Raw genomic sequence first — 11,104 nt, forward strand, 5'->3', positions numbered from 1 at the left:
GGGGACTGACGCTGGCACCCCGGCGCGCCGCCTCCTTATATAAGGAGGCACACCCGGCCAGACGCCAGGCTCCTTCCGGGGACCCGCCACCGGCCTCGGGCCGCGTAACCCCGTGAAGAGAGCAAGGGAGCAAGGCTCGCCGTGAATTTGATCCGGTACCAAACCGCGTGCTAGCAGCGTGGATCAGCGCGCAACCGTGCACTGCATCACGCACGGGCCCTGGCCAACGGCCGGGGAGAGAGAGGATGGGCCACCGTGGGTCGTATCATCTGCATCTCCAACCAGAAGGGCGGCGTCGGGAAGACCACCACCGCCATCAACCTCGCCGCGAGCCTGGCCTCCGCGGAGCGCCGCACGCTGCTGGTGGACATGGACCCGCAGGGCAACGCGGGCAGTGGCCTGGGAATCAAGCAGGACAACATCACCGGCACCATCTACGAAGCGCTGCTCAATGACCGGCCCATCCAGGAGCTGCTCCACCCCACGGAGCTGCGCTACCTCCAGGTGGTGCCCGCCACGCCGGACCTCACCGGCGCCGAGGTCGAGCTCGTCAACCAGGACAACCGCGAGTTCCGCCTCCGCGACGCCCTGCGCCCGCTGGCCCCCGAATACGACTACATCATCATCGACTGTCCGCCGTCGCTCGGCCTGCTGACGCTCAACGCGCTGGCCGCCGCGGACTCCGTCCTCATCCCGCTCCAGTGCGAGTACTACGCGCTGGAGGGCCTCTCCCAGCTCACGCACACCATCGACCTGGTGAAGCAGGGCCTCAACCCGGACCTGAAGATGGAGGGCATCCTCCTCACCATGTTCGACTCGCGGGCCAACATCGCCCACCAGGTCGTCGAGGAGGTGCGCGGGTACTTCAAGAAGCAGGTGTTCGAGGTCATCGTGCCGCGCAACGTGCGCCTGTCGGAGTGCCCCTCGTTCGGCAAGCCCATCATCCTGTACGACATCAAGTCGAAGGGCTGTGAGAGCTACCTCGCGCTGGGCCGTGAGCTGATGAAGCGGGACACCCCCAAGAGCCCTCGCAGGCGCGTGGCTTGAGCCGCGCCCTGGCTGGAGTCACGACGTGGTGAAAGCAGACATGCAGAAGCGGGCCCTGGGGCGTGGGCTGTCCGCCCTCATCCCCCAGGCGGGCGCCACCGGGTCCGGCAAGGGGGAGCAGGCCCCGAAGGCCGGCGTCCTCAAGCTCCCCATCGAGTCCATCCACCGCGACAAGGACCAGCCGCGCCGCTACTTCGACGAGGAGAAGCTCAAGGAGCTCACCGAGTCCATCAAGGCGCAGGGGGTGCTCCAGCCCATCCTCGTCCGCAAGGCCAGTGACGGCTACCGCATCATCGCGGGCGAGCGCCGCTGGCGCGCGTCCCAGGCCGCCGGCCTCAAGGAAGTGCCCGCCATCGTCCGGGACGTGACGGAGGTCCAGGCCTTCGAGCTGGCGCTGGTGGAGAACCTCCAGCGCTCGGACCTCAACCCCATTGAAGAGGCGGAGGGCTACAAGCGCCTGGTGGAGGAGTTCAAGCTCACGCAGGAGCAGGTCAGCGTGCGCGTGGGCAAGGAGCGCTCCACGGTGGCCAACGCCCTGCGCCTGCTGGCGCTGCCCGCGGACGTCAAGGGCATGGTGGCGGACGGCTCGCTCAGCATGGGCCACGCGCGCGCGCTGCTGGGCGTGCCCCGGCTGCCGGAGCTGCAGAACCTGGCCCGGCAAGTCGCGGAGAAGAAGCTCTCCGTGCGTGACACGGAGCGGCTGGTCCAGCAGAGTCGCCCCAGCGGGAAGAAGGACGCGGGCAAGGCGGCACCGAAGCAGAGCCCGCAGGTGAAGGCACTGGTGGAGGAGCTTCAGCGGCGACTGGGTACCAAGGTCCGGCTCACCGAACGAAGCCCCGGAAAGGGCACCATCGAGGTGGACTTCTTCTCGTACGATGACCTCGACCGGCTCTTGAAGCTTCTCAGGAAGGAGTAGGACGTGGCGCTCCTTGGCGGGAAAAAAGACGAAGCATCCAGCAAGCCTCTGTTCAGGCGGGAGGAGGAATCCGTGTCGCAGCGTTCTGGTGAGGTCCACACGCTCCTGGGCAAGGGGAGCGAGTTCGAAGGGAAGCTGACCTTCGAAGGGCAGGTCCGTATCGACGGCAAGTTCCAGGGGCAGATCATCACCAAGGACGTGCTCGTCATTGGGGATGGCGCCAAGGTCCAGGCCGAAATCCAGGCTGGCACCGTCATCATCAACGGCCAGGTCGAAGGCAACGTGAAGGCGACGCAGATCATCGAGCTCAAGACGCCCGGCCGCGTGAAGGGCAACCTGGAGACGCCGTCGCTGTCCATGGACCGCGGCGTCATCTTCGAGGGCTCGCTGAAGATGGAGAACCTGGGCACCACCGGCGCCCGGCCGCCTCCGCCTCCGGGTGGCGAGAAGAAGTAGGCGTGCGTTCCTGGAAGCACATGGCGCCAGCGTCACTGCTGGCGCTCTCCCTCCTGGGCGGCTGCAAGGGCTGTGGCCAGGAGGATGCTGCTTCCGGCACCGGAGAGGATGACGGCCGTTCGTCCTCCATCCGCTCCGGTGTGAAGGTGCCGCTGCCGGACGGCTGGTCCGCGCTGGTGGCGCCGGATGAGAGCTTCCAGGCGGGCCCGCCCGGCCAGCCCGTGCTGCGAGTGGACCTGCGGCGGGGGGAAGGCGAGCAGCTGCCCTCCGTGGACACCCTGGCCACCCGCGTCCGCGAGGAGCTGAAGGACTTCGAGCTCTCGCTGGACCAGGAAGAAGAGACGGAGCGCTACTCGCTGCTGCGCATCACCCTGGCGCCCAGGCTGGCGGATGGGGGCGTGGGCCAGGAGGCCCCCGGCTTCTTCGGCGCGCGGCGCGTGGGCAACGACTTGTTCCTCTGTGCCAGCCTGCCGGGCGCGTCCGCCGAGGACGTGCTGCGGGCCACCGACGCCTGCCGCGAAATCCAGGTCCAGGGCGCCCTGCCGTAGCGAGCCGCACCGCGCGTCCAAGGCCCTCACACGTCGAGGCAGGTGGAAGTGTCACCTCCTGGCCGCGCCGAGGCAGGCGAGCAGCCGTGCGTTACCGGCTCGTGAACATCCGGCGCGGCTCGGGTGTCCCAACGTTATGCATTTCAGGGTGCATTTCCGTGCACACCACGCCGGCATTGACGCCTGGGGACTTTCCCTGGCCGTCACGAATCTTTAACCTCACCCTCCCGGACTGCGTTGGGTGCTCGCCTCGGACCCATCCAGGACCTCCACGCAGTGCCCTCGCAAGGAGTCCCCGCATGTCGTTCTCCGGAATGCTCCCCCTCCAGCTCGCTGCCGTGGACATCGCACCCGTCGGAGAGCAGCTGATCGCCGTGGGCGGCCTCGTGGTCGCCGGGCTGGGGGCGCTCTGGGCCGCCTGGACGCGGCCGGCCCCGGTGCCGGTGCCCATCCCCGTGCGCGGCGGCTCGCCGCGCCGCAACCCGCGCCGCTGAAGCACCGCGAAGGGCGCGAAGGCGGGGTGAGTCCCCGCCCTTGCGCCCCTGAAAGCAGCACCCCGCCTCAGCGCTTGAAGGCCAGGGAGAGGGCGAAGTCGCCCGCGGCGTCCGTCCACCACTCGGCCAGCGTGAGCCCCGCGGCGGAGAGCTCGGAGGCCACCTGCCGCTGGTGGAACTTGCAGCTCACCTCCGTGCGCAGCACCTCCCCTTCGGCGAAGTCCACCTCCTTGCGCAGCGTGGACAGCCGCACCGTCTGCGCGCGCCGGGACACCAGGCGCATCTCAATCCAGGCGTTCTTCTCATCGAAGGGCGCGAAGTGCTCGAAGGCCTCCGGGTCGAAGTCTCCGCCCAGCTCGCGGTTGAGCACCTTGAGCACGTTGCGGTTGAACTCGGCCGTCACGCCCGCGCTGTCGTTGTAGGCGGCGTACAGCCGCTCGCGGTCCTTGATGAGGTCGGTGCCCAGGAGCAGCCCGTCTCCCGGCTTCAGCCCGGCGGAGAGCTGCCGCAGGAAGAGCGCGCGCTGCGCCGGCTTCAGGTTGCCGATGGTGCCGCCCAGGAAGGCCACCAGCCGCCGGCCGCCGCTGGGAATCTGGCCCAGGTGCCGCTCGAAGTCCCCCACCACCGCGTGCACGGTGATGCCAGGGTACTCGCGCGCCAGGCCCGCCGCCGCGCGCCGCAGGAAGGCCTCGCTCACGTCGAAGGGGACGAAGCGCGCCAGCTGGCCCGCGGCCTCCAGCGCGTCCAGCAAGAGGCGCGTCTTCTCGCTGGTGCCGCTGCCCAGCTCGATGAGCGTGTCCGCGCCGCTCAAGCGGGCGACGTCCCCGGCGTGGGCCAGCAGGATTTCCCGCTCGCGCCGCGTCGGGTAGTACTCCGGCAGCCGGGTGATGTCGTCGAACAGCTGGCTGCCGCGCTCGTCGTAGAGCCACTTGGGAGACAGCTCCTTGGGCGCGCCGCACAGCCCCTGGAGCGCCTCTTCCCGCAGGGCGCGCTTCGCGTCGCCCGGCTTCACGTAGACGTCCACCTGGACTCCTGGCGTGTGCTGCGCGTCTTCACCCGGAGTCGCCACCGTCGGTACCGTTGTTACCCGCATCGCCTCACCTCACCTCACGTTCCGTGCACAGCGGAAGCCGGCGAAAATCTGCCGGCGGTTGGGGAAGTCCCAATTGCGAAAGCCGTTGCGCACCGCGACCGGTGCGCTGGCCCACGCGCCTCCCCGGAGGACCTTGTAGGACTCGCCGAAGAACACCTCGGAGTACTCGGGGTAGGGGAAGGCGCTGAAGCCCGCGTACGGGCGGAAGTCACTCGCGGTCCATTCCCACACGTCGCCCAGCAGTCCCCAGACGCCGTCCTGGCTGACGCCCTGGGGGTAGCTGCCCACCGGCGCCGGGCCCCAGGTGCTCCCGTCCAGGTTGGCGTGCGCGCGGGTGGGCGGCGTGTCGCCCCAGGGGTATTCGCGGGGGCGGCCGTCACTGCCGCGCGCGGCCTTCTCCCACTCGGCCTCGGTGGGCAGCCGCTTGCCGGCCCAGCGCGCGTAGGCGTCCGCCTCGTACCAGCACACGTGCTGCACCGGCTCGTCCCTGGGCAGCGGCTCCACCTGGCCGAAGCGCCGCCGCAGCCACGCGTGGCCGCCCTGGGGAAGCCAGAAGCCCGGGTGCTTCAGCCCCTCTGCCTGGACGACCTCCCAGCCCTTGGGGTGCCACCAGCGCGCGTCCTCGTAGCCACCCGCCTCCACGAAGACGAGGTAGTCGCCGTGGGTGACGGGGTGCGCGTCCATCAGGAACGGGGCGACGTGCTGGGAGAACGCGGGCCGCTCGTTGTCGTAGGCCCAGGGGGACGTGCTGCCCAGCCGCACCTCGCCGCCTGGGATGAAGACCTCTGCTCGCGGCACGGCGCCGGGCCGGGGCCGCGGGCGCGCCGAGGGCACGGGGTACTCCGGCGACGTCATGAGCTGCAGCGTGGCGGCCAGCGTCTCCGCGTGCTGCTGCTCATGCTGCGCCACCATGCCGAAGACGTAGCCGCCCGCCAGCAGCGGCGCGGTGCTGTCCTGGGGCAGCCGGCCCAGGTGCTCGCGCACCGCTTCACGCACGCGCCGCGCATAGGCGAAGGCGGCCTCGGGCGGCAGCAGCGGCAGCTCGGCGCGCGTGGAGCGCGGGTGCCGGAAGGCGTCATAGATGGCGTCGAACGCCGGGTCGGTGATGGCCGGCGCCCCCAGCGCCCGCAGCAGCCACTGCTCCTCGTAGTTGGCCACATGCGCCACGTCCCAGATGAGCGGCGACATGAGGGGCGAGTGCTGACGGCGCAGCGCGTCCTCGGGCATCCCGCCGAGCATCGCCAGCACGCGCGCGCGCGCCGTCTCCAGCTCGGTCCAGGCACGGGACTTCCAGGGTGGATGGGGCCCGCCTTCCTCTCGCGGGCGACGCCGTTCCTCGGCCATATGGAACATCACCCGTCCAAGGTAGGGAGGCGCCCGGCGCGGAGGTAAGCCCCCGCCCCACCGGCGCCCGAGCGGCTCGTAAAGGACCGCACGTTGCCCGTGCGCCCCCAACGCCTTGTCTCTACGCCGGGTGTAAATCCTCGTCCCGCGACCAAACGTGAAATCCGCAGTGAAGGTTGAAGCTCAAACACTATACCCATCCGCGCGCGGATCCACTCAGGGCGCGCTGGAGACGCGGGCAAGTCCGAGCAGGGTGAGCGTGCGTGAGCGTTCGTCCCACGCGTACTCCAGCTCCAGCCCGTGCTGCGGCACGACGTGCCGCGCCACCAGGCCGTCGGTGGACTCGGGGGGGCGCAGGGTCGGGTCTCCCAGCCGCTCCAGCACCTGCTGCAGTGCGTGGAACGTCTCCGCCGTCATGCGGCCCACCTCGCGCCACGCTTGTGGCGCGTAATGCACGCGGTGAGGGCCCTGTCGTTGGCGGAGCTGCGGCATGTCCCGGTGACCTTCGTCCTTTCCGGGATGGTTCGTATGCCAACGGCGTGCCCACACCCGGCGCTTGGATTTTCAACAAGCTGGGCAGGTGCCCGGCGACCCGTGCTGCAGGAGTTACAGGCGGGCGACCGTGGAGGCGGAAGAAAGGACAGGCTCGAAGTCCCGGGAGTCACGGGGCGACGGCCTCCCGGGGCCGCCCGGCCAGGGCCCATCCAGGGGTGCGTGACGCGAATGCCGCGGCGGTGAGGCGCGCCTTGGAAATGCGAGGCCGGCCCGGTGGCCTGCCGGGGAGGCGGCGTCGCGGGCCCCTGGCGCGTCCTGGCTGCCCGCCTGCGGCCGGCATGCCCAGGTTGAACGCAGGGCCGAGCATGCGGCGGCCTCTGGCAAGGAGGAAGGATGGCTCGGCGGAGGTACACTCCCTGGTCCGCCACCAACGGCCTGCTCTTTGGCATGGCCGCGGGCGTGGTGCTGGCGTTGGCGGAGGTGGTGCTGGCGGTGGCGTCGGGGGACCCCCCGATGCGGCCGGTGCGCATGTCCGCGGGGGTGCTCCTGGGGCCGCGGGCCTTCACGGCCGCGGTCTCCAACAGCACGGCCCTGCTGCTGGGCGTGGGCGTCCACCTGGTGATTTCCGCGGGGGTGGGGCTCTTCTACTCCGTGCTGGATGCGTTCCTGCCGCCCGACGGGCGCAGCCGCTGGGAGTTCCAGGCCGCGGTGGGGATGCTCTACGGCATCTTCGTGTGGCTGGTGAACTTCCAGTTCATCGGGCGTGGCTCCTATCCCTGGTTCCTGGACGTGCCGCAGTTCCCCCAGATTGTGATGCATGCCTTCTTCCTGGGACTGCCGCTGGCGTCGCTGTTCACCGCCGCGGAGCGGCGTCGGCTGCTGCTGGATGCGGCGGAGAGCACCCCCGCCGGCTGAGGCGCGCGAGCGCTTTGAAAAAACGCGGAAGGTATGGTGAAAGTACCCGACCTTGAGGGTTAGCTGGGCCTGCCCTCCTTCCGTGGACTGACACACGTATGGACACAGAGCTGGCGAGCATGCTGGGGGCCGCGTCGAGAGCCGCCCGGGTGCGGATGGGGCTGACGCAGGCGGATGTCGCCGACCGCATCGGCATGGCGTCGGAGGTGTACGGGCGGCTGGAGCGCGGCCACATGCTGCCCAGCGTCCAGAACCTGCGCCGGCTGTGCATGGTGCTGAACGTGCCGCCCCATGAGCTGCTGGGCCTGGGTGAGGGCTTCACCGCCCCGCCGCCGGTGAAGGAGAAGGCCGCCGCGAAGCACCGCGAGGACGACACGCCGGAGATGCGGCGGCTGATGCGCAACCTGCGAAAGCTGACGTCGGTGCAGTTGAAGCTGATGAACCTGGTCGCCTCGGCGATGCACCACAAGAAGAAGTAGGCTACTGCGGGTTGCGCGTGGCGAAGGGGAACGTCTGGATGGCGAAGTTCCCCGCCGGGTCATCCATCCACACCTCCACGGTGTGCTCGCCGTCCACCAGCTCGCGCGTGTCCAGCGCCGCCGTCCAGGTGCCGTCCGGCTGGAGCGTGGCGGCCCGGATGCCGGAGCCATCCCGCGTGAAGGCCACCCACCGCACGCCGCTCACCGCGTCCGTCACCCGCGCGGTGAGGTGCACCACCCCGCTGTACGTCTGCCCCGGCACTGGCAGCAGCAGCGCGGCCTGGGGCGCGGCGTCGTCGTAGCGCACCGTGCGCGACAGCGTGGTGCGCAGGCCCGTCTCGCTGGTGACGTCGATGGTGAAGGCGTTGTCCCCGGGCACCAGGTCCAGCGTCGCCTGCACGCCGCCGCCGCCCCGGGGCAGCGTGTACGTGCGCCCCGTGGACAGCGTCACCGTGGTGGCGGACGCGGAGTACACGCCAATGTCATAGGGCAGCGCGTCCCCCGGCTGCGGCCCGACGAGCCACCCGTCCGGCAGGCCCGTGGACACCCACGGCGCCTCCGCGTCCACCCACACCGTCAGCATCCGCTCCGTGACGTGGCCCACCGAGTCCGTGGCCCGCACCAGGATGAGGTTCTCCCCCGGCCACAGGTCCACCCGGTGCGTCACGTCTCCGCCGCCCGCGGGCACGTCCGTCACCTGCACCCAGTTGGTCTCCACGCGCACCGGGGACCAGTCACGCACCACCATCCGCACGTCCACGCTGTAGGCCGCCATGGCCTCGCCGGGGGCAGGGGAGAGGAAGGTGAGCTCCGGCGCGGTGTTGTCCACCATGACCACGGCCTCCTCGCTGGCGAGGCCGCCGAACGAGTCCGTGGCCACCAGCCGGATGACGTTGGGCCCGTCCACCAGCGGCAGCACCGTGTCCACGTAGCCTCCGCTGGGGTCGGGGGCCACCGGGTGGCTGACGCCCTGGATGACGAAGGTGGCCGAGTCGATTTCCGCGCCCGCCGCCAGCGGGGTGACGAAGCCGCACACCTCCAGCGTCAGCGCGTCCGTGAAGCCCGGCAGGCCGCACAGCGTCACCGACGGCGCGGGGAAGGGGGAGGGGTGCACCTCCACGGAGAAGGACGCGGCGCTGCCCAGCCGGTTCTCCCGCGCGGGCGAAAGCGTCACGCCGGAGTACACCGCGCGCAGGTCCTGCACGCCCAGCTCGCTCCAGGTGGAGGCGCGAGGCCGCCACACGAAGGCGTAGACGCCGTCCCCGTCCGCGTCGTTGTCCGCGCCCACCGTGACGCCCGCCACGGAGAACGTCACCACGCCCATGCCGGGGCCTCGCGCCTCCCAGCCGCGGTCATCCACCACGCGCGCGGACAGGGTGTTGTTCAGCGCCACCGTGAGCTGTCCGTCCGCGGGCGACAGCAGCGTGGTGGTGGTGGGCACGCCGTCGGTGGGCGGCGGCGGGTTGGTGTAGGTGGTGACGCGCACCGAGCCCCTCACCCCGTCCGCCTCCTGGGAGGCCGCCACCACCATGACGTCCGAGGTGAGCGACGGCGCCAGCCCCTCCGGCGCGGTGATGGTGAGGGTGAGGGTGGCCTCGGTGTCGGGCGCCAGCTCCAGCGTGGCGCGGCTCAGCGTCGCCGTCCAACCGGTGAGCCCGCCCGTGGTGCTCAGCCGGTAGCTGTCCGTCTGGTAGCCGTGGTTGCGCACCGTGACGGGGTAGGTGACGGACTGCGCGCGCGGCAGGTCATGCTCGAAGGGCCGGCGCGTCCCGCCGCTCACGGTGACGCCCACGCTGTAGTCGCCGAAGCACGCCAGCCCCAGCGAGGCGAAGGTGGTGGGGATGTCCGGGTAGCGCGTGTCCGCGCCCCAGCTCCCGTTCACCGCCTGCCGCGCCTTGAGCCACTCCAGCGCCTCTGACATGCGGCCGTCCGCGCCGGGCTTCCGGCCCGCCAGGCACAGCGCGTACAGGGAGATGCCGGTGGCGAACTCATCCGGCGCGTCGCCCTCCAGCGAGCCCCAGCCCGGCGCGCCTCCGCCCGCGCGCGTGGACAGCAGCCGCGTGGCCATGGCCTCCAGGGCCTGGGTGTTCACCGCGTTGGCGCCGGGGCCGGCGGCCTTGAGGCCCACCATGGCCCACGCCACCTGGTGCGTGTAGCGCTGGCCGTCGGTGGCCGGGCCGTCCGTCCAGTCATTCATGTGCGCGCGCACGTAGTCCGCCGCCCGGTCCAGCGCGGCCTGGTACCGCGAGGCCCTGGCCGGGTCCACGCGCTGCCGGGCCTGGGCAATGGCCGTCATCATCCGCGCGGTGACGCCGACGTGGCCGTAGCCCACCGGGTAGAAGGGGAAGTCCTCGCGCCAGCGGCCGGCGGCCTCCTGCCGCGTCAGCGCCCAGTCCGCGGCCAGCACCAGCGCGTCCGAGTACCGCGTGCCCAGGTGCGCGTCGTAGCCCGCCAGTCCGAAGGCGGAGTAGCTCGTCTTCGCGTTGGGATAGAAGATGCCCTCGTGGAACCACGAGCCGTCCGCGCGCTGCTCGGAGACGAGCTGCCCGGCGATGAACTCCAGGTTCTCCCGGTTGGTGCGCCCGTTGTACGTGAGCGCGTCCAGGTCGTAGCCGGTGGTGCGCGCGTTCGCGAGGCCGAACATCGCCGCGCCGTGGCGGTGGCACGACGTGCAGCCGAAGCGCGTGGACCAGTTCGCCGCGTCCGCGCTGAGGTAGTTGATGGCGCGCTGCGCGGACTCCGCGTTGGTGGCCGCCCGCGCGGGCCCGGAGAAGAGCAGCCCCGTCAGCGTGACGAGGAAGAACGTGACGCGCGCGAGCGTCGCGCGCGGCAAGGCAACAGAAGCGGCGTGTGAGGGCATGGGGGCTCGCGCGAAGGATACCGCGCTGGGCATTCATGCAAGCAAAGCGCCCGAGGAAGTGAGCGCATGCCTGTCTTGGAGGCATGACAGCCATCACCTTCTCATGAGGGTCGCGCATCACCCCGAGGCCACTTCGCCCCGAGGCATTCAAGACACATGCGCAATCCCTGTTCACCGTGCTGACGCGCCGCGTGTGCGGCTCCCGCGTGATTGGCGGGACACGCCAGACATTCGCTGGATACCGTGCTGACGGTGAATCACATGCATCCACGCGTCAGGCATTGCACGGCGTCATCGCGGGGCTTCGTCGGGGCGGCGCGCGTCGCCTGGCGGTGGCGCTTCGTCTCCGGGGACGGGCGTCTGTGGCGGCAGCTGTGGCAAGGGCCAGCCTTCGAACAGGGGCCACGCGCGGTACATGGCCCGGCGCTCCTCGGACGTGAGGGGGCGGGCCATGTAC

Annotated in this window: 11 protein-coding genes; 7 read left to right on the plus strand and 4 right to left on the minus strand. The window is 70.8% G+C overall.

Features of this window, described 5'->3' with window-relative positions:
* Positions 1-255: 255 nt before the first annotated feature.
* The 5 genes from HV826_RS17835 (at position 256) to HV826_RS17855 (ending at position 3,461) form a co-directional block, all read left to right on the plus strand.
* Positions 256-1,047 (plus strand): AAA family ATPase, encoded by a 792-nt coding sequence (locus tag HV826_RS17835; RefSeq protein ID WP_176418232.1) that lies wholly within the window; start codon positions 256-258, stop codon positions 1,045-1,047.
* A gap of 40 nt (positions 1,048-1,087) precedes the next feature.
* Positions 1,088-1,963, plus strand: a complete 876-nt coding sequence (locus HV826_RS17840) for a ParB/RepB/Spo0J family partition protein (protein ID WP_205507603.1) — start codon at positions 1,088-1,090, stop codon at positions 1,961-1,963.
* Between the two features lie 3 nt (positions 1,964-1,966).
* A complete protein-coding gene (gene bacM, locus HV826_RS17845) occupies positions 1,967-2,419 on the plus strand; it encodes a bactofilin BacM (protein WP_176418233.1) in 453 nt (150 codons plus the stop codon).
* 2 nt (positions 2,420-2,421) lie between these two features.
* Entirely contained in the window at positions 2,422-2,967 is a 546-nt protein-coding gene (locus HV826_RS17850; RefSeq protein ID WP_176418234.1) for a hypothetical protein, read from the plus strand.
* Between the two features lie 299 nt (positions 2,968-3,266).
* Positions 3,267-3,461: a hypothetical protein gene (locus HV826_RS17855; RefSeq protein ID WP_176418235.1), complete on the plus strand. Its 195-nt coding sequence runs from the start codon at positions 3,267-3,269 to the stop codon at positions 3,459-3,461.
* Positions 3,462-3,528: 67 nt separating this feature from the next.
* Here HV826_RS17855 and egtD read toward each other — a convergent pair whose 3' ends face one another.
* The 3 genes from egtD to HV826_RS17870 form a co-directional block, all read right to left on the minus strand.
* Entirely contained in the window at positions 3,529-4,554 is a 1,026-nt protein-coding gene (egtD, locus tag HV826_RS17860; RefSeq protein ID WP_176418236.1) for an L-histidine N(alpha)-methyltransferase, read from the minus strand.
* Between the two features lie 9 nt (positions 4,555-4,563).
* A complete protein-coding gene (gene egtB / locus HV826_RS17865; protein ID WP_176418237.1) occupies positions 4,564-5,907 on the minus strand; it encodes an ergothioneine biosynthesis protein EgtB in 1,344 nt (447 codons plus the stop codon).
* Positions 5,908-6,114: 207 nt separating this feature from the next.
* Positions 6,115-6,315 carry a hypothetical protein gene (locus HV826_RS17870; RefSeq protein ID WP_176418238.1) on the minus strand — a complete coding sequence of 67 codons (201 nt, stop codon included), beginning with the start codon at positions 6,313-6,315 and terminating at the stop codon, positions 6,115-6,117.
* 471 nt (positions 6,316-6,786) lie between these two features.
* Between HV826_RS17870 and HV826_RS17875 the strand changes: the two genes are divergently transcribed.
* Positions 6,787-7,308, plus strand: a complete 522-nt coding sequence (locus HV826_RS17875; protein WP_176418239.1) for a hypothetical protein — start codon at positions 6,787-6,789, stop codon at positions 7,306-7,308.
* A 98-nt stretch (positions 7,309-7,406) separates the two neighbouring features.
* Positions 7,407-7,787, plus strand: coding sequence for a helix-turn-helix domain-containing protein (locus HV826_RS17880; RefSeq protein WP_176418240.1), 381 nt, complete (start codon positions 7,407-7,409; stop codon positions 7,785-7,787).
* A gap of 1 nt (position 7,788) precedes the next feature.
* Here the strand turns inward: HV826_RS17880 and HV826_RS17885 are convergent, their stop codons facing one another.
* The gene (locus tag HV826_RS17885; RefSeq protein ID WP_176418241.1) at positions 7,789-10,647 is read right to left on the minus strand and encodes an Ig-like domain-containing protein; all 2,859 of its coding nucleotides are present in this window, start codon (positions 10,645-10,647) and stop codon (positions 7,789-7,791) included.
* Between the last annotated feature and the right edge of the window lie 457 nt (positions 10,648-11,104).

This window comes from Myxococcus sp. AM010 (assembly GCF_013372585.1).
Taxonomy (GTDB): Bacteria; Myxococcota; Myxococcia; order Myxococcales; family Myxococcaceae; genus Myxococcus; species Myxococcus vastator.

Coding starts and splice junctions, on each gene's coding strand:
- HV826_RS17855 (WP_176418235.1), top strand. CDS start 3,267: ATGTCGTTCTCCGGAATGCTCCCCCTCCAGCTCGCTGCCGTGGACATC.
- HV826_RS17885 (WP_176418241.1), bottom strand. CDS start 10,647: ATGCCCTCACACGCCGCTTCTGTTGCCTTGCCGCGCGCGACGCTCGCG.
- HV826_RS17870 (WP_176418238.1), bottom strand. CDS start 6,315: ATGACGGCGGAGACGTTCCACGCACTGCAGCAGGTGCTGGAGCGGCTG.
- egtB (WP_176418237.1), bottom strand. CDS start 5,907: ATGTTCCATATGGCCGAGGAACGGCGTCGCCCGCGAGAGGAAGGCGGG.
- HV826_RS17875 (WP_176418239.1), top strand. CDS start 6,787: ATGGCTCGGCGGAGGTACACTCCCTGGTCCGCCACCAACGGCCTGCTC.
- egtD (WP_176418236.1), bottom strand. CDS start 4,554: ATGCGGGTAACAACGGTACCGACGGTGGCGACTCCGGGTGAAGACGCG.
- HV826_RS17880 (WP_176418240.1), top strand. CDS start 7,407: ATGGACACAGAGCTGGCGAGCATGCTGGGGGCCGCGTCGAGAGCCGCC.
- HV826_RS17840 (WP_205507603.1), top strand. CDS start 1,088: ATGCAGAAGCGGGCCCTGGGGCGTGGGCTGTCCGCCCTCATCCCCCAG.